Origin of the sequence: Larkinella sp. C7 (genome assembly GCF_006149005.1) — a bacterium.
GTDB lineage: Bacteria > Bacteroidota > Bacteroidia > Cytophagales > Spirosomataceae > Larkinella.
On sequence record NZ_VBSL01000008.1, the window covers coordinates 272,546 to 295,832 of the forward strand.

Below are 23,287 nucleotides of genomic sequence, written 5' to 3' on the forward strand. Positions count from 1 at the left end.
TTATTGACACAAAGCACGCTCCGTAACATTAGAACGGTATGAGAAGGAAATTAAAAGATCGTAGAAAAGTTTAATATGACCGATCAGGCAGTTTGAGAAATCCCACGACTCTACATCAAAAACTAGAATAATCAGGGGAATTATGCGGTTATTTCCAGAAACCAAACCCGCCCGCAGAATTGCTGTGCATTAAAAAAGTACTATTTTACGCAGAGAGAAGGTGTAGCTCTGAATTCATTTCATCGCCTTACCCCAAGCCGGGCAACTGAATCATCACTGAAGTCCCCCGGTTTACGTCGGAGGTGATCTGGAGAACGCCCTGGTGCAGGTCAATGATTTTCTGCGTGACGGCCAGGCCAATGCCATAGCCCGGCACGTCATCGACATTGCCGCCCCGGTATAACGGATCAAGAATGTGAGCGGCATCGGTTTCGGAAATGCCGCGCCCCTGATCGGCTACGGTCACAGTAATCTGGTCTTTTGTGACTTGCAAATGCACCGTAACCGCTTCACTGGAATATTTGCAGGCGTTATCCAACACGTTCAGGAAAGCCGTCATCAGCAGCGTGGCGTTGCCTTTTACGGTGAACGAATCTTCCTCATCCATCCTGAATTGCAGGTTGAGGTTCCGGCCCGGATACTTGGCCTGCACGTGCCCAATGGCGTTGAGCAGGCAATCGTCTACCTGAACGGCGGTTAAAGCAACGGGCCCATCGGTCACTTTGGCCAGGCCCAGCAACCCATTGGTCAGGGCAATCACTTTTTTCAGTTCTTCAACCGCCACTTCCATGCTCTCGCGCCAGTCGGCGGGGTTCTGGTCATACCGCAGGGAGGTTTCCAGCGTACCCAGGGTGTTGGTCAGCGGGGTGCGCAGTTCGTGCGACGCGTGGGCGACAAAGCTGCGCTGGGAAACAAACGCATCTTCGAGCCGAAACAGCATCTGGTTGAACGTCATGGCAAGCTGGGCAATTTCATCCCGGCGGTTTCCCTCATGAACCCGCTTGTGCAATTGCCGGGCAGTAATCTGCTCCACCTCATCCACAATCTGGGCGATCGGTTTCAGCACACCACCGGAAAAATACCAGCCAGCCAGCACGATCAGCGCAAACCCCAGCAGATTGGCCAGCAACAGGATTTGTTGCAGCGTACCGAGTTTGGCCAGGCCGATCCGGTCATAGCCCGAAGCAAAAATGTAAAAGAGCTGCCCGCCATGCCGGTACGGAATCACGATCGATTCGAGGTGACCACTTTTGAATTCAAACAGCGATTCGGTGGTCAGGAGCGGTATCTTTTCTTTGTAATACTCCGATTCTTTCAGCGTCCGGTTGGTGAAGACCAGATTGTGCCGCTGATCGTAAATGCTGATTTGCTCCTCCACGATGGTGAGCAAGTCAGTCCGCACCATGTTTTTAAAAAAGTCATCGTGGAGATGCCGCCGGGAAATCAGCAGACGTCCGGCCACGCGGGCTTTCGACTCCAGTCGGCTGTAAAATTCCTCGCGTCGGTACAGCGAATAGAAGTACCACACCAGCAGCGACAGCGTGAGCTGGATGGCCGTAGCCAGCAGTGTAAAGACGATCGTCAGGCGGTTTCGAATCAGCATACCGTATCGCGTTAATCTTCCCGGAGAATGTATCCCATTCCAACGATGGTATGCAGCAATCGGGGCGAAAAATCTTTGTCGATCTTTTTGCGCAGGTAGCTGATATACACATCAATCACGTTGCTGTTCGTATCGAAATTCAGACTCCAGACCCGTTCGCTGATGTCTACCCGTGAGATGATTTTCCCTTTGTTGAGCATGAGGTATTCGATGAGGGCATATTCGCGGGTGGTCAGGTCGATGCGTTTGCCCGCCCGGGTCACGGTTTTGGTATCCAGGTTCAGTTCCAGATCGGCCAGCCGGAGGATTTGCTTCGGTCGGGAGCCGCTCCGGCGCGTCAATGCCCGCAGCCGCAGCAGCAGTTCCTGAAACTCAAAGGGTTTGGCCAGGTAGTCGTCGGCCCCGGCGTTAAAACCGTCCGACTTGTCAGCCAGACTGTCGAGCGCGGTGAGCATCAACACGGGGATAGCTTCATTTTCGGAGCGGATCAGGCGGCACAACTCAAAGCCGTTGAGTTGCGGAAGGTTGACATCCAGGATGATGAGATCATAAATCTCCCGCTGAAACAGGGCCAGCCCGGTCCGTCCATCGTAGGCCACTTCCACTTCGTAACCTTCGGCCGATATTCCTTTGCGAATAAAAGAAGCCAGCCGCTCTTCATCTTCAACGAGCAGGATTTTCATCAGCGTTTATCGGTTGAGTACTAGACAAGACACCGGCTTTCAAAGAATCAATCCCGGTAGCCAAAACACGCCGTCGCCGATCCAGCGGTAGCGTTCGTTGGTCAAAAACCGGTTCGGATACCGCTGAATCGTGTACAGGACGGCGCTCATCATACCCTGAATAATGGCCGCCCGCTGGGCAAACCGGTCGTCGGCCATGAAAAAAATCACGAGTGCCAACACCGTAATCACCACCGTCAGCGTCCGCAACACCACGTCGCTCCGGTCGAAGCCCCAGAAGGTCGCCAGCGAGTAGGACGTGTCCGGCAATTCGTAGGCTTCCATCACCGAAAACAGCAGCAGATTCTGGAAAACGATCAACAGAAACAATATGCCCAGCCCGATTTCGGACCAGCCGAGGGTCGGTTTTTGCGCCCACGAGCTGCCCCAGACGCCGATGGTATAGACGAGCGTCACCGCCGGTTCTTTCCACGCCAGCCGGGCATTGGAACCCGACAAACGCGAGACGCCCCAGACATAAGCCCCTGAAACCAGCGCCAGCCCGGCCCCAAACCACAACACAGACCGGGGTAACCAGAACAACAAAACGACGGAAATCGCAGCCAGTCCCACCAGAACTCGAAGCAATATAGCCTGGTTATCAGCATGAAACCGGTGACGGATCGTGAGTTGACCCTGGTTTTGCAGGCTTTTGCGAACATCGTACAGGCGGTCGGCGGCATAAATAACAAACACACAAATCGCCAGTAAAACCGTTGTTGCCCAACCAACCGGCTGGTGACCGTCGGGCAAACGGGCCACCATGATATGAGAAATCACCGCGCCGGCCACTACATCGAGACTGAGGTAGTGAAAGCGTTGCAGCAAGCGTTTAATCGAGTAAAAGAACTTCATACAAGGACTTCTATCCCATTTTTCTGAATGGAACAGAAAATGAATGGTAAACTGGAATAGTGCCCGCTTTCATAAGCAAGGCAATTCCGGTGCAAAGCTACCTTTTACCGGTTAAAGTCGGCTTTGCACGCCCTAAAAAATGGTGTAATTTTGAAAGAAGCTATTTTGGGGTGTATTCATTTCAAGAACCACACCGTACCGAAAACGCATTCGGTACATCGTAGAATTTATGTTAACTTTCTGTTATGATGTACTCCAAAAGTGTGTGATTCCTTAATGGACAAAAGGTCGATTAAACTAAAAAATGCCCGAATTTTGTAAAAAAGCCTTTATGTTCACCTCAAATGGACTGAGGAAATTCAGGATATGAACCTAACCTACAGCACCTGTTCCGATGAAACCCTCCTGAAGTCAATGGGCGACAACGACGACGAACGGGCGTTTGCCGAACTTTATAACCGGTATTTCCGGCCGTTATTTAATTATGCGTACAGCAAGGTAAACGATCAGTTTATCGCCCAGGAAATTATTCAGGAATTGTTTGTTAGCGTGTGGCAACAACGCGAGCGTCCTCCGGTTCAATGTACCCGGTCTTTTTTATTTTCCTGTGTCAAAAACCGCATCATATCCCATTACCGGAAAGAACTTACCCGCCGATATCACTACAACCGGTGGGAAACCCAAACGGACGTCTCCAATGCGTTGACGGATCAGCAAATCCTGACATCCGATCTGCAACACCAGTATGAAAAGGGCCTTCATCAACTCCCGCCGAAATGCCGGGAAGTGTTTCTGCTAAGCCGGAAAGGGTATGCAAACCGGGAGATTGCTCTTCAATTAATGATTTCGGAAAAAACGGTCGAACAACACATCACCAAAGCCCTGCGTGTCTTGAAAGCGTATCTGAAAGAGCATTTTGTATATCTATTCCTATTGTTCCCGATTCTCTAAACTTTTTTTTCAAACCGACTAAGGGTTAACCTTCCGGCGGGCGACTTTGGCATTGAACCATTTCCCATGCTATGCCGCCACCGAACATATCCCCTCTTTTGCTGGATAAATACCTGCGAAATCAATGTACCGAACAGGAAAAAGAATGGGTAGAAGCCTGGTATGCCTCGTTGCGCGGAAATCCTGACTACATCGATTCGCTTCCCGAACCCGAGCAGCAAAATTTGCAGCAGGAAACCTTTTTAAGTATTCAAAACCAACTGAATCAGGCCGAAAAACCGGTGGCTAAAACCTTCTCCCTGGGCCTGGGCTGGCTCACCGGATTGGCCGCATCGATCGTTCTGGTTATTGGTTTCTATTTCATTTACTACTATTCCGCCCGTCAGCAGCGATCCGTTTCAGAACCCACTGCCCTTGCCCATCAAGCGACGAAAAACAACCGGCAACGCACGATTCATTTTGTCAACCATGAAGCCCGGCCGGTGAAGCACCAGCTTCCTGACCGCAGTTCGGTCTGGATGCACCCGGGGGCGTCGATTGCTTACCCGGAAAAGTTCAGTGCAGACCAGCGGCTGGTCACATTCGCCGGCGAAGGCTTTTTCGACGTGCGCAAAGACCCGGCGCGCCCGTTTCGGATTCAAAGTGGGGAAATGCAGATTAAGGTTTTGGGCACCAGTTTCAACGTGAAGGCTCCGGCAACCCACCCGGTTTTTCAGATTTCGGTCGTAACGGGCCGGGTTCAGGTCAGCGCCCCCGATCACCAGCAGAACGAGCAGCAGGTGATTCTGAAACCGCAGCAACAGGCCATCTTCGAAACAGCCTCGAAACGGTTGGTGTCCTCAGCCATTCCGGTGCAGGCCAGAAAGCCCATTTACGAGCCTGTCACAGTCACCTTTGCCGATACTCCGCTGGATCAGGTCGTAAAGAAGCTTGAGAAGCGGTTTGCCATTCAGATCCGGCTGGTCAATCCGAAAGCGGCTTCCTGTCTGTTCAGCGCCGATTTTGAAAACCAGCCGCTCCCGCTGATTCTGGAAATGCTCTGTACGGCGCTGGAAGCAACGTACACCATGACCGGGAACGTGATCCTGCTCGATAGTCCGCCCTGTACGGAATGAACACAATCCCAACACTTATAAACAGATTGCTATGAAAAACCGCTACCCGCTTCCTCCCTGATGCCAAAAAACCGGGAGTGTACCACCACCCCCGGCTCAGGTAACCCCTTCGGCTTCGTACCACCGAACGAAGGGGCAGTATCCAACAGTTCTCAACTATCAGACAACCAAAAGTATGCAAATTTTCATCCCTAACAAGTCCGTCGACTGGCGAAAAATCATGCGTATCGGATTACTGCACTGGATTCTTGCCGTATTGCTGTCGGGTATCGCCAATGCCCGGGAAATCGCGGCACAGTCGATCCTGAGTAAGGACATGACGCTCCAGCTTACGAATGTTACGCTCAAGGAAGCACTGGACCGCATCCAGGAGAAAGCCAATACGAAGTTTGTTTACAGCAGCCGGGTCTCGCTGCGGGAACAGGTTTCAATAAACGTAAAAAACCAGAAGCTGGCCCGGATTCTCGACCAGCTGCTGATGCCGCGGGGCATTACCTACAAGGTGATCAACGAACAGATTGTGCTGGCCCGCGAACGGGGCTTTAGACCGGAGACGGTGCTGCCGAACCTCGACGAAAAAATGGAAACTTACCTGAGTCGGCAGGAAATCCGGCTGAAAGGAACCGTGCGGGCGTCCGACGGGCAGGGCGAAGCGCTGGCCGGGGTGACGGTCGTGCTGAAAGGCACCACGCGCGGAACGACCACCGATGGCAGCGGCAATTACGAACTGGTGGTGCCCAATTCGTCGGCCGTGCTGATTTTTAGTTTTGTTGGCTACACATCGCAGGAAATTACGGCCGGCAACCGCTCGGTCATCAATGTAACGCTGAATCCGGACAGCAAGAGTCTGGAAGAACTGGTGGTGGTGGGCTACGGAACCCAGAAAAAAGTGAACCTGACGGGTGCCGTGTCGCAGGTACAGGCCAAGGACCTGGAAAACCGTCCCCTGAACAACATGTCGCAGATTTTGCAGGGGATGATTCCGAACCTGAACATCACGTTCAGCACCGGTCAGCCGGGGCAGGGCGGCAGCCTGAACGTGCGCGGAGAAACCTCCATCAACGGCGGTGGGCCGCTGGTGCTCATCGACGGGGTGCCGGGCGACATCAACCGCATCAACCCGAACGATGTGGAATCGGTGTCGGTGCTGAAAGATGCCGCAGCGTCGGCGATTTATGGCGCGCGGGGTGCGTTCGGGGTGGTGCTGGTGACCACCAAAACCGCCAAAAATGGCAAAACGAGCATTTCGTACAGCAACAATTTTGGCTGGTCGAAACCCACGGTGAGCACCGACTTCCTGACGAACGGGTACGAACACACCCGGCTGAACGACGAAGCGTTTATCCGGGCGACGGGCAACAGCTATACCCGGTATTCGGAAGAAGACTATAAGGAACTGGAAGCGCGCCGGTACGACAAAACCGAAAATCCGGCCCGGCCCTGGACCGTCGTCAAAAACGTCAACGGAAAAGATATTTACAATTACTACGGCAACTACGACTGGTGGAACACGGTGTTTAACATGTCGCAGCCGTCTGCCCAGCATAACCTGAACCTGTCGGGTGGTACTGACAAAATCAATTATTACCTGTCGGGCTCAATTTTTCAGAAAGACGGGATCATGCGGACCAACACTGACAAGTTTACCTCGTATACGCTGCGCAGCAAGATCAACGCCCAACTGACGCCCTGGCTGCGGGTGAGCAACAATACGCAGTATTTCGATTCAAAATACACCTATCCGGGTCTGGAAGGGGGCGCCAACGCCAACTTCGTCGCCATCACGGTACATGCGTTACCGGCCTATGCGCCCCGCAACCCGGACGGTACGGCGACCTACAACACGCTGAAAAACAATTACTCCATTGGTGACGGTTTGTTTGCCAACCTGCTGAAAGGGGTTGCGGGCGGAAAAAAAGGGGTCCACGAACTGACGACGATCAACTCGGTCACGATTGACTTCACCAAAACCTGGAACCTGGTCGCCAACCACTCTTACTCGTTCTATATCGCCGATGACTGGTACCGTTCTGCCGTGGCGCAATACTCGATCCAGCCCGGTATACTGACCACGGTGCCGAACTACAACACCGACCAATACCGGCAAACCATGTGGTTCGATCCGATGAATGTCACGAACCTGTATTCGTCTTTTAACCACACCATTGGCAAGCATTACGTGGCGGCAACGGCCGGGATCAACTACGAATCGAAAAAACACCAGCGGTTATTCGGTGCGCGAAAAAACCTGCTCTCCGAAAGCCTGAACGACCTGAATCTCGGAACCGGCGAGCAATTATCGGCCGGTGATTCGTACCGGTATTCGCTGTTCGGGGCTTTTTTCCGGCTGAACTATGATTACGTGGGCAAGTATCTGCTGGAAGTAAACGGGCGCTACGACGGAACCTCCCGGTTTGGTGAAGGTCGCCGGTACGGTTTCTTCCCGTCGGTGTCGGCGGGCTGGCGGATCAGCGAGGAATCCTTTTTCGAGCCCGTGCGGAACGTGGTGAACAACCTCAAAATCCGGGCTTCGTACGGAACCCTGGGGAACCAGTTGCCGTCCAATACCGCGTCGGCCAGTTTTTATCCGTATGTGTCGATCATGCCAACGGCGCAGTCGAGTTGGATCAACAACGGCCAGAAACTGTACTACGTCGATAGTCCGAACCCGATTTCGGCTGATCTGACCTGGGAAAAAGCAACCACCTCGAACCTCGGCCTGGATGCCGATCTATTGAAAAACCGCCTGAATCTGACGTTCGATGCCTACATCCGGAACACCACGGATATGCTAGTGCCGGGTCAGGTCCTTCCGGCGGTATATGGCGCGACCGTGCCAACCCAGAATGCCGGGGATTTGCAGACCAAAGGCTTCGAGCTGTCGCTGGGCTGGCGGGATCAGTTTAAGGTGGGTGGCAAGACGCTGTCGTACAATGCTTCCTTTATTGTGTCCGATTCAAAATCAACGATTACGAAATTCGACAACCCGAACAAGATTCTGTCGAGCCGTTACGTAGGCCAGGTGATTGGTGAAATCTGGGGGTATTCCATCGACGGTTTCTTTAAAACCGACGAAGAAGCCCAGGCGTATACGGTCGATCAGTCACAAGTAAATAAGCGACGCCTGAGTGCCCCCGGCAACTGGAGTAAATTGCAGGCTGGCGACATTAAATTCATCGATCTGGACGGCAACGGGAAGATTGACCAGGGTGCCAATACGCTGGCCGATCACGGAGATCTGAAAATCGTCGGTAACAGCCGGGCGCGGTACCGCTACGGAATTAACCTCGGCGCGTCCTGGAACGGTTTTGACCTGTCGATGCTGGCGCAGGGCATTCTGCGGAAACACTGGTACCCGGGTAACAATGCCGACAAATTCTGGGGACCGTATTCACGTCCGTATTACTCCTTCATTCCGAAGGACTTCGAAAAGGATGTCTGGACGCCCGAAAACCCGGATGCCTATTTCCCTTTATTAAGAGGATATACCGCTCTTGACGACGGCAATGATTTGCGACTGCCCAACGACCGCTACATTCAGAACGTCGGCTATCTGCGGCTGAAAAACGTGGTCATCGGCTACACCATCCCGGAACTGCTGACGCGTAAAATCCGGATCCCCCGGGCGCGGGTTTACGTCAGTGGTGAAAACCTGCTGACCTACACGCCCCTGCGGACCAAGTACATCGACCCGGAACAATTTGACGGCGACGCAACGAACGGCCGGACGTATCCGCTGTCCAAAACCGTATCCGCCGGTCTGAACATTACTTTCTAATCACGACTTTCGATGAAAAAAATAATCAGTCTGATCGCTCTGGCCGTGGGCCTGAGTTCCTGCGATCTTGACCTGCTGCCGCAGGACGCCATCTCGCCCGAGACATTTTTCAATACCGAAAACGATTTGCTGCTGTATACCAATTCGTTTTACAACGCCCTGCCGTCGGCCGAGGACGTGTACAACGAGGACGTGGATAATGTGGTAAAAAACAGCCTGCGCGACGAGTTGCAGGGGACGCGCGTGGTGCCCACGAGCGGGGGCGGCTGGACCTGGACCAACCTGCGGAACATCAATTATTTTCTGGCCAATTCCAACAAGTGTCCCGACAAACGGGCCGTGGCCAAATACAATGGGCTGGCGCGGTTTTTCCGGGCGTATTTCTACTATGGCATGGTGAAACGGTTTGGCGACGTGCCCTGGTATTCGCACACCATCGAAACCACGGACCAGGACCTTCTGACCAAAGCCCGCGACCCACGTGCGATGGTGATGGACTCGGTGTTGGCCGACCTCAACTACGCCATCGCCAACCTGGACGCTTCCCGTCAACTGAACACCGTGACCAAGTGGACGGCGCTGGCCCTGAAATCACGCATGGCACTGTACGAAGGCACCTTCCGGAAATACCATACGGAATTCAACCTGCCCAATTCGGACAAATGGCTCGATGAGTGCATCACGGCGTCGGAGGAGCTGATGAAAAGCAGCGGCTATACCATCTATAAAGCCACGCCCACAACGGCTTACCTCCGTTTGTTTTCGTCGGACAACGCCATCCCCGACGAGGTGATTCTGGCCCGGGATTTCAGCGACGAACTCCAGGTATACCACAACCTGAACTACTACACGATGACGGCTTCGTATGGCCGGCCGGGGTTGGAAAAGCGGTTGGTTAACAGTTATTTAATGGCCGATGGAACGCCATTTACGGATATCAAAGGCTACGAAACCAAGCAGTTTGCGGAGGAAGTACAAAACCGCGATCCGCGTTTGGCCCAGACCATCCGGACGCCGGGCTACACCCGCATTGGTGAAAACAACCCGCTGGTGCCCGAATTCGGCGCAACCGTGACGGGATACCAGTTGATCAAGTTTGTTTCGGCCCCGAAATGGGATACGTTCAACAAGGACATCACCGACATGCCGATTTTCCGCTACGCCGAGGTATTGCTGAACTATGCCGAAGCCAAAGCCGAGCGCGGCACGCTGACCCAGGCCGATCTGGATGCTTCCATCAAGCTGATCCGCGACCGGGTGGGTATGCCAACCATCAACCTCGCGGCCGCCAACGCCAAACCCGACCCCTACCAGGCGCAGCAGTACACGCAACTGAAAGGAGCGAATACGGGCGTATTGCTGGAAATCCGGCGCGAACGGCGCATCGAGCTGGTGATGGAGAACTTTTTCCGCTGGGACGACCTCATTCGCTGGAAAGAAGGGCAAGCCCTCACGAAGCAATACAAGGGCATGTATTTTCCAGGACCGGGTAGTTATGATCTCGACAAAAACGGAAAAGTCGATCTGGTCATTTATGAAGGCACCAAACCGACCGTGCCGGGGGCGCAGTTGCTGAAGTTGGGCAGCGAAATCCTGCTTGAAAACGGCAACAAGGGCGGCAACATCGTGATCAACGGCCACATCAATAAGAAGTTCAACGAAAGCCGGGATTACCTCTACCCCATCCCCAAACAGGAACGATTGCTGAACACCAATCTAACGCAAAACCCGAATTGGGAGTAAGTCCCGATTGAATGTAAAATGTAAAATTCTAAATGCTGAATGTACAAGTAGAACGGCTGATTCGGTCGGACACCTCACTTTTACATTCGACATTTAAAATTTTACATTTTAAATTATAACCCTTGTCTATTCCTACATTTTGACACAAAAAATGCTTGCAGACCGACGTTCGTTTCTGGAAAAAATGTCACAGATCGGGGTGCTGGGCTTGTTGCCCGGCATCTCGGTGGCCGCTCCAGGCGGGGAGAAAAATCACTTTGTGGCTGGCCCATACCTGCAAAACCTGGGCAACCACGAGGTAACCATCATGTGGATTACCCACAAAAACTGTTTTAGCTGGGTGGAATACGGTGCCGGAACCTACACCAGCAAACGGGAATTTGGCTATACCAACGGCTTGATCGAAGCCAACAATCGCATCAATAAAATTACGCTGACCAGCCTCAAACCGGGAACGGAACACAAATACAAGATCGTCTCCACCGAAATTCTGGGGTATAAAGGCGCAAAGGTAGAGTTTGGCGAAACCATCAGCAGTCCACTGTACGGTTTTAAAACCCCGCCGGAAAATGAAGAGGAATTCAGGATGGTGGTGTTCAACGACATTCACGACCGTCCGCAGATTATTCCGCAACTTCTGTACCGGCACGGCTATACGGGCAATAAACGCGATTACGATTTTGTGGTTTTCAACGGTGACTGCTTCGATTGGGTGACGGAAGAACAGCAGATGATCGATCACCTGATCAAACCGGCAGTCGATATTTTTGCGGCCGAAATCCCCTTCATTCTGACGCAGGGAAATCACGAGTGCCGGGGCAGTTTTTCCCGCCATATTCCCCATTATTACGCCTATCCCGACGGGAAATATTACTATGCCTTCACCCGCGGCCCGGTACGATTTGTCGTGCTGGATTCGGGCGAGGACAAAACCGACGACAGCGTTGAATATGGTGGTTTGTCGGCTTTTGATCGCTACCGGGAAACGCAGGCCCAATGGCTGGCAAAGGAAATTGAAAGCCCCGAGTTTAAAAAAGCGCCTTTCCGGATTGTGCTGATTCATATTTCGCCCTATCATTCGGGCGACTGGCACGGCCCGATGCATGGGCAGCAAGTTTTTGGGCCGCTACTGAATAAAGCCAAAATCGATCTTCAGCTTTCGGGACACACACACCGCTATGGCACCCACGACGCCGATGCCAGCCACAATTACCCCATCGTTATCGGGGGTGGACCGCTGGAAGGAAACCGCACGCTGATCAAATTACACGCGACGTCGAAAGAGCTGAACCTGAAAATGATTCGTGACGACGGTGAAGTGGTGGGCAAATACACCATTCCGAAAAAGGCCCGAACCTAAAACCGTAAAACGCATCCATTCGTAAAACCACTTGCATGAAAAACCTTCTGTTCTTAGTTTTCATTTCCCTTACCGCTTACGCCAACGAAGGTGCCGTGAAACCGGCAGACCGACCGGCGAAAAAGATCAAAAACCTCACGGTAATGACGTACAACATTCACCACTGCAATCCCCCCTCCGCCGGGACAAAAATCGATGTGGAGGCCATCGCCAACGTGATCAAAAAGGAAAAACCGGATTTCGTTGCCCTGCAGGAAGTCGATGTCAATACCGAACGGTCCGGGAAAGGCCTGAACCAGGCCCGCGAGTTAGCCCGGCTAACCGGAATGAATTTCTTTTTTTCCAAGGCCATCGACCACCAGGGCGGTGATTATGGTGTCGCGGTTCTTTCCCGGTTTCCAATTCTGGACTCCACCCGGTTTGACTTACCGGTTGATGCCACCATTGGCGGAGAACCCCGAACCCTGGCAGCCGTTACGGTAGAAATCGCGAAAGGAAAAAAAATCATCTTTGCCAGTACGCACCTGGATTTGAAGGAAGCCAACCGCCTTACTCAATCGGAACTGATTGTCCGGCATTTCGAAAAATCCAGTCTTCCCCTGATTCTGGGTGGTGATTTTAATGCCTTGTCCGACAGCAAAGTAATCCGGTTTCTGGACCAGAATTTCGTTCGGAGCTGTCAGGATTGCGCACCGACGATTCCGGTAAAAAATCCAAACCGGGCCATCGACTTTATTCTGTTTAAACCGGAAAGCGCTTTTAAAACCGTATCAACGACGGTAATCGATGAACAATATGCCTCCGACCATTTACCGGTTATCGTGAAGTTACAGGTAAAATAAGCAGAATTCTGACCATTGTTAACGGGAAAATGGCAGTCGGGCCGGTCGTTGTTCAAGGATCGTCACCGGGTCGCCAACGCGCAGAAGTCCCGTGGTTTCAGCCAGCACATTCTGGCCGAACAGGATTTTGTGGTCCAGCTTCCGGTAGGTCGCCAGTGTTTTGAGCGGTTCTTTCCCCTTTTGGCCCGATTCGGGGTCGATGGTTGTCAGCACACAGCGGGCGCAGGGTTTCACGCCAAAGAAGGTCAGTTCGCCAATTTTGAAGTGGTACCAGGTATCTTCGTCGTGGGGCCAAACGCCCTCCACCACCAGATTGGGCCGAAAACGAACCATCTCGAGCGGTTGTTCCACCCGGCGGTTCAGTTCATTGAGCGAATCCGTGCTAATGACCAGATATGGAAAACCGTCGGCAAAACTGACCACATCGTCGGGTTGGGCGTATTTCGGATCGACCGGCCGCAGCGACTCATCGGGCATGTAGACCAGGCGGCACGGAAAACCGAGCAGCCGACTAAACCAATCGTCCGCTTCCGGACTAACGACCAGGGAATCAACCGCCTGATTATCCCACACATACGCCGTCAGGGACTCAGCCGTCGTTTTTTCCAGGGGAATTTCCAGCACGTCATCCGGTCGATGGCGGTGGTAAACCCGCAGATTCCGGTCGGTCAGTTCGACCTCGACCAGCGCCATAACGGCATTTTCCCGCTGCGTCAAAAACGTTCCGTCGGGTTTCACCAGCATCCACCGCCGGTCGTAGCGAAAGCCTTTGGGTTCGACCACCGCTTCGGAAAGCGAAATACCGCCCAGCGATTTGATGGGATAAATCCGGATTTCTTTTAAAACAGGTGTGTTCATGCGTCAAAGGTAAGGCGGTGTTCGATGGGTAGCAAAACCGTTTTACCAACGCGGCAGCGGACTCACTTCCTGCGATGTAAATTCGCCTTTCAAATACTTGAAATGGGCCGCCATCGCAATCATGGCCGCATTATCGGTACAGTATTCGAACTTCGGAATGTAGACGTTCCAGCCCTCCTGCTGCCCCAGTTCAGCCAGCGATGCCCGCAGGCCGGAATTGGCCGAAACGCCACCCGCCAGCGCAATTTCCCGAATGCCGGTTTGCCGGGCGGCTTTCCGCAATTTGGTCAGCAGAATTTTGATGAGCGTGTGCTGAATGCTGGCGCAAATATCCGGCAGATTCTGTTCGATAAAATCCGGATTGGCCTTCACGCGGTCGCGCAGGAAGTACAGAAAAGCGGTTTTGATGCCACTAAACGAAAAATCCAGTCCCGGCATTTCAACCTCCGGAAACGGGTAGGCCAGCGGATTGCCCTGCTGTGCATACCGGTCGATGAGCGGACCACCCGGATAGGGCAAGTTGAGCAGTTTAGCGGTTTTATCGAAGGCTTCCCCCACGGCATCGTCCTGGGTCTGGCCGATAATTTCCATATCCAGATGATCCCGGATGAGTACAATTTGCGTGTGGCCACCACTGACGGTCAGACACAGGAACGGAAACTGCGGAATGGTCTGTTCGTCAATGAAATGGGCCAGAACGTGGGCCTGCATGTGGTGGACTTCGATGAGCGGAATGTTCAGCGCCAGGGCCAGGGCTTTGGCAAACGATGTGCCGACCAAAAGTGACCCTAATAAACCCGGACCCCGTGTAAAAGCTACCGCATTTAGCGCGTTTTTCTCTATATTTGCTTCATGCAGCGCGCGTTCGACGACCGGTACAATCCGTTGTTGATGCACGCGCGAAGCCAGTTCGGGGACGACTCCGCCATACTGTTCGTGGATTAACTGCGTGGCTACAACATTGGATTGTATTTTTCCGTTAACACATACAGCAGCCGACGTCTCGTCGCACGAAGATTCAATTGCCAAAATTGTCATTTTTCAAAATTACTGAATATTAGAAGCAATGAAAAATGAACAATGTATAATGAATAGGGAAACCGTCTTTCATTTCGATTGATCAAACCCAGAATCAGGATGTCTGAACCGGTAGGTAATATTCATTGTTCATTTTTCATTGTTCATTGAGAGCCAATGCGTTCATTTTTCACCATACTTCTCAAAACCCTGCTCTACACCGTTCTGGTCGTATTGCTGGTGGTCGGAATTGTGGGAGTCAGTCTGCAGATACCGGCAGTGCAGACGAAACTGGTGCGCTACGCAGCCCAACGGGTTTCCGAAAAGCTACTGTTCCCGGTCGATATTCAAAAAATAGATATTAATTTTTCGTTCCCCAACGTCTGGGTCAATTCGGTGACGCTGGAGGAAGTCACGATCCGTAACCGCGATCTGAAACCGATGATCCGCGTTGGCCGACTCGAAGTTACCCTCGCCCTCGAAACGCTGATCAACAACTCCTCCACCGACATTCACCTGGATGAAGTGCTGCTCTACCAGCCCCAGGTCGATCTGGTGAAAGACGCCAAAACCGGCAATCTGAACATCGATGACTTTCTGGAACGGATCAACGAGATGACCCGCGATACGACCAAACCGTCCATCGCCAATCAGAATATCCCGTTTACCATCGGGAAAGCCACCCTGGTCGATGGAAAGTTTACGTACCACGACATGCGGAAACCGACGATGGGCGGACGACTTTTTGATTACAATCATTTTCTGGTCAGTGGGTTAAGCGCCAACCTGAACAGTTTTCTGCTGCTGGGCGATACCATTGCCGTCAACATCGGCCGCATGAAAGGCTTCGAAAAACAGGCGAATCTACGGATTCACCGGCTCGATACGAAGTTCCTGTATTGCGCCAAAGAAATGCGGCTGGACAGTTTGTTTGCCCGCATCAACGGGTCAACGGTTCGCAATCGCCTGGTTTTTTCATACGACAGTTTTTCGGCTTTCAACGAGTTTAACGACGAAGTGGTGATGCGGGCCAACCTGCGGAACGCCCTCGTTCGGGCGCAGGACCTGGCTCCGTTTACGTCGTATTTCAACAGCAACTTTGATGTCGCCCGGGCGACCGGTGATTACCTGGGTCGGATTCGGAATTTCAAAGTAACCAACGCCGACATCCGGTTTGGCGCCAACTTCCGAAGTCGACTGGTGGGCGATCTGGCCTTCAAGGGCTTACCGGACAGCGACGAAAATACCGTGGTCGATTTTCGATTCAAGCCTTCGCAGGTCAATATGGCCGACATTCGCCCGTATTATTCCGACTCGGCTTTCAACTCCATTGCCAGAAAGCTCGGAACGGTCGATTTTGCCGCCACCTTTGCCGGTCGCTTCATTGACTTTAAAACCGTCGGGACGTTTAAAACCGGCATTGGCACGGTTTCGGGCGACCTCGCACTGCACCTCAACGGCGATCAGCGAACCACCTACAGCGGCAATCTGAAGCTGTCGGACATCAACGTCGGTTCGCTCATCGACCAGCCGGATTTGCTGCAGAAGGTCGACGGGCAGGGCAAGTTCGTGGGGCGCGGATTGACGATCAAAGACGGTTCACTCGATCTGAATGCACAATTTACCCGCGTCGGTTTTCAGAAGTACAACTACCGCAACCTGGTCGTTCAGGGGAACTTGCAGCAGTCTTTTTTCCGGGGGCTGGTCAGCGTCAAAGACACGAATCTGACCTTCAACCTGAATGGGGCCTTTGACCTGCGGGGACCAAAAAACCTGTTCGATGTGCGGGGCACGGTTCAACAGGCGAATTTTCTGGCCACGAACCTGCTGGACGACAGCCTGATTGTTCGGAGCGATCTGGATGTTCAATTGCAGGGCAACACACTCAACGAACTGGTTGGCAATGCCCGGCTGCTGAATACGTTTGTCACCTACGGCAAACGCAGTCTGGTGCTGGACACGCTGTTTATGTCGTCGGCCATTGCCGGCAATGAACGGTCGATCAGTATCAATTCCGATTACCTCGACGCCGACCTGAAAGGCAACTTTCAGTTAACGCAGGTCGCCGACGACCTCAACCGCATTGCGAAGGAATACCGCCTGAATTTTGCCGGAAATGCCGCCGGGCTGGCCGCCTATTATCAGGAAAAACTGCGAAAACCGCTGTCCGTTACGCCCTACAACATCGATTATTCTTTCCTGCTGAAAAATTCGCAGCCCCTGCTCACCCTCGTTTATCCATCGCTGTATGTGTCGCCCAACACGAAACTGGAAGGCCGGTTCGGAGTCGATCAGTCCTCGCTGCTGACGCTGAACGGAACGATCGATACGCTGAAATTTGACGATTACAATTTTTTCAAAAGTACGGTTGACCTTAATACCTCCAAATTCGTCAACTCACCGGATGTGCTGGCGTCGCTGATCATCAATTCGACCCAACAACAATTCGGTTCGCTGGCGGCCACCGAAAACTTACAGGCTGAGGCCTCCTGGGACGTGAATCACATTGATTTCACGACCAGTCTGCAACAACAGAAAAGCACCAACCGGGCCGATCTGAACGGTTCGCTGACGTTTAAAGGCGACGCCATCGACATCGAACTGGAACGCTCGAAGTTTCGGCTGCTGGACAGCACCTGGACCATTTCACCCGAAAACCTGATCCGGGTGGTTGGGCCGGAAATTACCGTCCGGAATCTGGCGGTTTCCAACCGAAACCAGTTGATCTCGGTCAGCGGAAAAGCGTCGCAGGACTCGTTGCAGACGCTGGATATCGAGACCAAGAACTTCCTGCTGGAAACACTGAATCCGGTTCTCAAAACCAAGATTTCGGGGGTTGCCAATGGGAAAGTGGCCGTGCGGGGGCTCTACGGTTTGCCGTTGCTGGACGGTGCCATCACCATCGATTCGCTGAAATACAATGATTTTCTGATCGGCAACGTCGTCAACCGCAGCACACTCGACCAGTCGAACCGGATCAATCTGGACACCCGAATCCGGCGGCTCGACCGTGAAGTGCTGGCCATTACCGGTATGTATACGCCGGGCGAATCGGCGGCAAATCCGCTTGATTTAAAGGCGGTTCTGGAAGGCACCGATCTGCGGCTGGTGGAACCCTTTGTCAAGGATATTGCCTCGAACATCAGTGGAACGGCCACCGGAATCGTCACGATCAAAGGGAAAGCCGGTAGCCCGGTACTGGGGGGAACCGTCGACATTACCAACGGAAAACTAACCCTTGATTACCTGAAAGCAGATCTCGGTTTTTCGGATAAAATCTACTTTGGCCCCAGCGAAATTGTCGCCAAGAACATGGTTCTGACGGATCTGAACGGCGGGCGGGCCACGTTGCAGGGCGGGGTATTTCACGACGGTTTCAAGTATTTTACGGTGGATCTGAACGTCGTGGACATGAAGAATTTCAAGATTCTGAACACGACGCTCAAAGACAACGACCAGTTTTATGGCACCGCCGTGGTGAGTGGGCGAGCGGGAATCGAAGGTCCTTTCGACAATCTGGCCATTCGCGCCAACGTGACCAGCAACCGGGGAACGCGGATTTACATTCCGCTCGACCAGGCCGCTTCGGTTTCTCAGGAAGAAGTGATCCGGTTTATTAACGTCAATCCGGCCCATCGCGATAGTGCCAACACCCAGCCCGAAGTTGATTTGTCAGGCATTCGGATGGATTTTAACCTGTCGATCACGCCCGATGCCTACTGCGAAATTCAGTTGGACCGCCAAACCGGCGACATCATCAAGGCCTACGGCAGCGGTCAGTTGGCGATGCGGATCGACACCAAAGGCGATTTCACAATGACGGGCGCCTACGAAATTCAGCAGGGCGAATACACGTTTACGTTTGAAAACGTGATCAACAAACGGTTTCAGATGCTGCCCAACAGCCGCATCACCTGGACCGGCGACCCGTATGAAGCAATGGTCGATGTCAAAACCGCCTACACGCAATACGCTTCGCTGGCACCCATTCTCCAGTATTATTCGTCCAATTCGTCTAATAACCCGGATCGTACCCGCCGGTATCCGGTCGATTTGCTGATCAATCTGAACGGTCGGCTGCTGGCTCCGGATATCTCCTACGACCTGAAAGTCAAAGAATACCCGCAACAACCCGACTTCCGGCAGGCGGTAGCGGCTTTTGAGTCGCGGCTCCAGAGCAACGATCAGGAATTGGGCCGTCAGGTAAGCAGCATTCTGTTGTTCAGCCAGTTGGCTCCCGGCGAAGGTCTGGGCCTGATCGATCCGGCTTCGCCCACGAGCAGCAATGTGGTGGGTTCAGGACTCACCAACAGCCTGAGTGAGCTGCTTTCGAACCAGATCAGCCGCCTGGCCTCGACGCTGGACAAGAACCTGGATGTGGGCGTTTCGCTGAATGGTCTGGATCAGAATCTGGTCAACAACCTCCAGGTTCGGCTATCCTACCGCTTCAACGACCGGTTCCGGATCAGCCGGGATGGCGGTTTTACATACGGCCAAAACCAGACCAGCGTGGCCAGTCTGCTCGGCGAATGGACGCTGGAATACTGGCTCTCGCCCGATGGTCAGCTCCGGTTGAAAATGTATAACCGGAACCAGAATCAACTCGGCTCGCTGAATGCCACGACCTACGGAACACTGACGACCGGGGGCGGAATGAGTATTCAGTATACGCGTTCGTTCAACCGGCTGTTTGGTCCGACCCCGGAGCCGCCCCGCCCCGGCATTCAACCCCTCCCCACGACGCCCGGCCAACCCACCGCCCCGGCCCTTCCCTCGCGGGCTACCTCCGCGCTTCGGGAGCGTGATGATCATCAATTGTAATCAATTAGACTCTATAAAACGTCCTCCGGCGTTCGAACGATCATCCCTACGGGATTTTTTGCATTCTATCGCCCTTCTTTCGGCGGGTTAAAACCCACCGCTACAAAATGATTTATCCCTACGGGATGATCAAATCTAAAAATCCCGTAGGAATGAATTATTTTGTAAACACGGTTAAAACCGGGAGTAAACAAAGTAAGTCTAAAATCCCGTAGGGATAAATCTTGTTGTAGCCCCCGGTTTCAACCGGGAAAGAGATTGTAGGGACATTATGCAATAGATTATTTGGCAATACGAAGAACTTACATAAATCTATAGAGTTTCCGAAACCTTTTTAAAGTTAATAGCTGTTGTTACAGCAATGCGGTTCCGCGCCATCTCTCCTTCGATTTGTTCAATTTTCAGTCAAAGTAGCCCTCTACTTTTCCCGATCATCTGCCATGTGGATTGTCCGTTTAGCGCTTGAGAAAAAGTATACCATCGCCGTGATGGCCCTGCTGATTCTGATCATGGGCGTTGTGTCCATCGTGCAGATGCCCACCGACATTTTCCCGCGCATCAACATTCCCGTCGTATCGGTTATTTGGGGTTATACGGGCCTGTCGACCAACGAGATGGAGAAGATGATCACCAACTTCAGCGAGACATCGATCATCAACAACGTGAGCGATGTGCAGCGGCTGGAATCACAGACGTATAACGGAACCGCTGTGTTGAAGGTCTATTTTCAGCCCACAGTCAAGATTGAGGAGGCCATGTCGCAGGTGACCGCCATTGCCCAGACGATCCGTCTCCGAATGCCACCCGGCACCCAGCCCCCACTGATTGTCCGGTATAATGCTACTGACGTACCAGTCTTGCAATTGGGGTTGTCGAGCGACAGCCTAACCGAATCACAAATCACCGATTACGGCACCACCCGCATTCGACCGCAGATTTCTACCGTGCAGGGAAGCCGGTTATCCCAGCCATTCGGCGGAAAAACACGCCAGATCATGGTCGATCTCGACCCCGATCTGCTGATTTCGCGGGGCGTTACGCCAGAGGAAGTGGTCAATGCGGTTTCGGCCCAGAACCTGACCTTACCCAGCGGCCAGTTGCGCCTGGCCGAACGTGAATATGTGGTTCGGCTGAACACCAAACCGGATGTGATCGAGTCCCTGAACGATATTCCGGTGAAAGCCGTCAACGGCGTCACCATCCACATGCGCGACGTCGCCAACGTCCACGATGGTTCCTCCATCCAGACCAACGTCGTAAAACAGGACGGCGGCCGGGGTGTGTTGATGAGCATCGTCAAAATCGGCAATGCCTCCACCACGGCCATTGTCGATAAAATCCAGAATGAAATCATTCCGACCCTGCGCGCGGCCGCGCCGAGTAACCTGAAGATTGTCGGCCTGTTCGACCAGTCGGTTTTCGTCCGGGCGTCCATTCACGGCGTGGTGGTCGAAGGCCTGATTGCGGCTTTGCTGACGGCCGCCATGATTCTGCTGTTTCTGGGAAGCTGGCGCAGCACGCTCATCGTGGCGGTTTCGATTCCGCTTTCGATTCTCACTTCCCTGACGGTTTTGTATTTGATGGGCGAAACGCTCAACATCATGACCCTGGGCGGTCTGGCCCTCGCCATCGGGATTCTGGTCGATGACGCCACGGTTACAATTGAAAATATTCACCGCAACGAAGAACTGGGCCTGCCGCTTCGGGAAGCAATTCTGGAAGGTGCCCACCAGATTGCGACGCCAACGCTGGTAGCCACGCTGACGATCTGTATCGTCTTCGTCTCGGTTCTGTTTCTGGAAGGCCCCGCCCGGTTTCTGTTTGGCCCCCTGGCCCTGGCCGTCGTTTTCGCCATGATGGCATCTTACCTCCTGTCGCGGACGCTGGTGCCGATGATGGCGGATTTGATGCTGCGCGGGGAGTCTCACACTCCGTCAGCGCCCACTCTGTCAGGGTCTCCGACTACGGACAGGGTGAGTTTACACGACCGCTTCAACCGGGGGTTTGATCGGCTGCAAAACCGTTACCTCACAGGGCTGGCGTGGGCGTTGGGCCACCGCCGGTCGGTGCTGGCGGTATTCGTCCTGGTGATCTTGTTTACGTCGGCCATGATCCCCTTCATTGGCCGCGATTTCTTCCCGAGTGTCGACGCCGGGCAGTTCCGCCTGCACCTGCGGGCACCCGCCGGGAGCCGACTGGAGGAAACCGAGCGAATTGCCAGCCGTACGGAAGCCCTGGTCCGTGAAGTGATTCCGGGTCAGGAAGTAGGTTCGATCATCAGCAACATCGGTTTGACCAGTGAGCGGTATAACTTCATTTTCTCGGATAATTCATCGATTAGCCCCGCCGATGCCGAACTGCTGGTTTCGCTAAATGACGAAAAAAGCCGCCCCACGCAGGACTATATCCGAAAACTCCGTCAGCTTTTCCGCGAAGAATTGCCGAATGTTACCTTCTTTTTCCAACCCGCCGACATCGTCAGCCAGATTCTGAACTTCGGATTAACGGCCCCCATCGACGTGCAGGTGATGGGTTTCGACCGGGGAAATAACCTCAAAATTGCCCGGGAACTCCAGCAGAAAATTGCCCAGGTACCAGGAGCCGTGGATGTTCACCTGCACCAGGTGCTGGATGCGCCGGAACTGTTTGTCAACGTCGACCGGGAACGGGCGGGGCAACTGGGTCTGAATGAGCAGAAAATTGCGACGAACCTCATGATTTCGATGAGCGGAACCGCGCAGGTGACGCCCAACTTCTGGCCCGATCCGCAGACCGGTTTTCCGTATCTGATTGCCGTTCAAACACCCCCCTACCGGCTGAATACGCTCGATAAGATGCTGCAAACGCCAATGGCGGTGAGTCAGGGTCGTTCGACACCCCAGCTCCTGAGCAACGTCACGCGCGTGGAGCGAAAACTGTCGCCGGTGATTATCAACCGCGTCAATACCCAACCCACCTATGACATTTATGCCTCCGTGGAACGCACGGACCTCGGTGCGGTTTCCGATGGCATTGAGAAAATTCTGGCCGAATACCGCACCCAGCTAAAACCGGGTAATCAGATTCTGATTCGGGGACAGGTGGAAAGCATGAACAGTGCTTTTTCACGATTAGGCATCGGGATCGTCTTTGCCGCCATACTGGTGTATCTGCTGATGGTGGTCAATTTCCAGTCGTTCCGGTATCCGTTCATCATCATTACGGCGCTTCCGGGGGCACTTTGCGGCATGGTCTGGCTCCTGTTCCTGACGCATACCACGTTCAGCATTCCGTCGCTGATGGGGGCCATTATGAGCGTCGGGGTAGCCACGGCGAATAGTATTTTATTGGTTAGCTTTGCAAAAGATCACCTGCCGCACGTCAATTTCAATGCCCTTGAAGCCGCGATGGAAGCGGGCCGAACCCGTTTGCGCCCCATTCTGATGACGGCCATTGCGATGGTGATCGGGATGTTGCCGATGTCGTTGGGCATTGGCGAAGGCGGGGAGCAAAACGCTCCGCTGGGCCGGGCCGTCATCGGCGGTTTGCTCCTGGCGACGTTTACTACGCTACTGTTTGTTCCCGTGGTTTTCAGTTATTTAGCAGGCAAAAAACAAAATTAGTTTATACTTCTTTCTATTCC

The 23,287-nt window shown here is 53.3% G+C and carries 13 protein-coding genes; 8 read left to right on the plus strand and 5 right to left on the minus strand.

Annotation, left to right across the window (positions count from 1 at the left end; genetic code table 11):
* Window positions 1-247: 247 nt before the first annotated feature.
* From FH871_RS21025 to FH871_RS21035, 3 genes are read right to left on the minus strand one after another with little or no spacing between them, the layout of a single operon-like run.
* Window positions 248-1,603, minus strand: a complete 1,356-nt coding sequence (locus tag FH871_RS21025) for an ATP-binding protein (protein WP_138993328.1) — start codon at window positions 1,601-1,603, stop codon at window positions 248-250.
* Between the two features lie 11 nt (window positions 1,604-1,614).
* A complete protein-coding gene (locus FH871_RS21030) occupies window positions 1,615-2,286 on the minus strand; it encodes a response regulator transcription factor (RefSeq protein WP_138993329.1) in 672 nt (223 codons plus the stop codon).
* Between the two features lie 39 nt (window positions 2,287-2,325).
* Window positions 2,326-3,180 carry a hypothetical protein gene (locus FH871_RS21035; RefSeq protein WP_229317448.1) on the minus strand — a complete coding sequence of 285 codons (855 nt, stop codon included), beginning with the start codon at window positions 3,178-3,180 and terminating at the stop codon, window positions 2,326-2,328.
* 366 nt (window positions 3,181-3,546) lie between these two features.
* On the opposite strand from FH871_RS21035, the gene FH871_RS21040 reads away from it, so the two are divergent.
* The 6 genes from FH871_RS21040 (at window position 3,547) to FH871_RS21065 (ending at window position 12,969) form a co-directional block, all read left to right on the plus strand.
* Window positions 3,547-4,131, plus strand: a complete 585-nt coding sequence (locus tag FH871_RS21040; protein ID WP_138993330.1) for an RNA polymerase sigma-70 factor — start codon at window positions 3,547-3,549, stop codon at window positions 4,129-4,131.
* Window positions 4,132-4,202: 71 nt separating this feature from the next.
* Window positions 4,203-5,246, plus strand: coding sequence for a FecR family protein (locus tag FH871_RS21045; RefSeq protein ID WP_138993331.1), 1,044 nt, complete (start codon window positions 4,203-4,205; stop codon window positions 5,244-5,246).
* A 175-nt stretch (window positions 5,247-5,421) separates the two neighbouring features.
* Complete coding sequence (locus tag FH871_RS21050; protein WP_138993332.1) at window positions 5,422-9,024, plus strand: TonB-dependent receptor; 3,603 nt, start codon at window positions 5,422-5,424, stop codon at window positions 9,022-9,024.
* A gap of 12 nt (window positions 9,025-9,036) precedes the next feature.
* Complete coding sequence (locus FH871_RS21055) at window positions 9,037-10,767, plus strand: RagB/SusD family nutrient uptake outer membrane protein (RefSeq protein ID WP_138993333.1); 1,731 nt, start codon at window positions 9,037-9,039, stop codon at window positions 10,765-10,767.
* Between the two features lie 151 nt (window positions 10,768-10,918).
* Window positions 10,919-12,127 (plus strand): metallophosphoesterase, encoded by a 1,209-nt coding sequence (locus FH871_RS21060; RefSeq protein ID WP_229317450.1) that lies wholly within the window; start codon window positions 10,919-10,921, stop codon window positions 12,125-12,127.
* A gap of 35 nt (window positions 12,128-12,162) precedes the next feature.
* Window positions 12,163-12,969 (plus strand): endonuclease/exonuclease/phosphatase family protein, encoded by an 807-nt coding sequence (locus FH871_RS21065; RefSeq protein ID WP_138993334.1) that lies wholly within the window; start codon window positions 12,163-12,165, stop codon window positions 12,967-12,969.
* 18 nt (window positions 12,970-12,987) lie between these two features.
* Here the strand turns inward: FH871_RS21065 and FH871_RS21070 are convergent, their stop codons facing one another.
* Window positions 12,988-13,827, minus strand: a complete 840-nt coding sequence (locus FH871_RS21070) for an MOSC domain-containing protein (protein WP_138993335.1) — start codon at window positions 13,825-13,827, stop codon at window positions 12,988-12,990.
* 42 nt (window positions 13,828-13,869) lie between these two features.
* Window positions 13,870-14,865, minus strand: coding sequence for a tRNA (adenosine(37)-N6)-threonylcarbamoyltransferase complex transferase subunit TsaD (tsaD, locus tag FH871_RS21075; protein WP_138993336.1), 996 nt, complete (start codon window positions 14,863-14,865; stop codon window positions 13,870-13,872).
* 156 nt (window positions 14,866-15,021) lie between these two features.
* Between tsaD and FH871_RS21080 the strand changes: the two genes are divergently transcribed.
* On the plus strand, window positions 15,022-19,665 hold the full coding sequence (locus tag FH871_RS21080; protein ID WP_138993337.1) for a translocation/assembly module TamB domain-containing protein: 4,644 nt from the start codon (window positions 15,022-15,024) through the stop codon (window positions 19,663-19,665).
* Between the two features lie 440 nt (window positions 19,666-20,105).
* Complete coding sequence (locus FH871_RS21085) at window positions 20,106-23,267, plus strand: efflux RND transporter permease subunit (RefSeq protein WP_138993338.1); 3,162 nt, start codon at window positions 20,106-20,108, stop codon at window positions 23,265-23,267.
* Window positions 23,268-23,287: the final 20 nt, after the last annotated feature.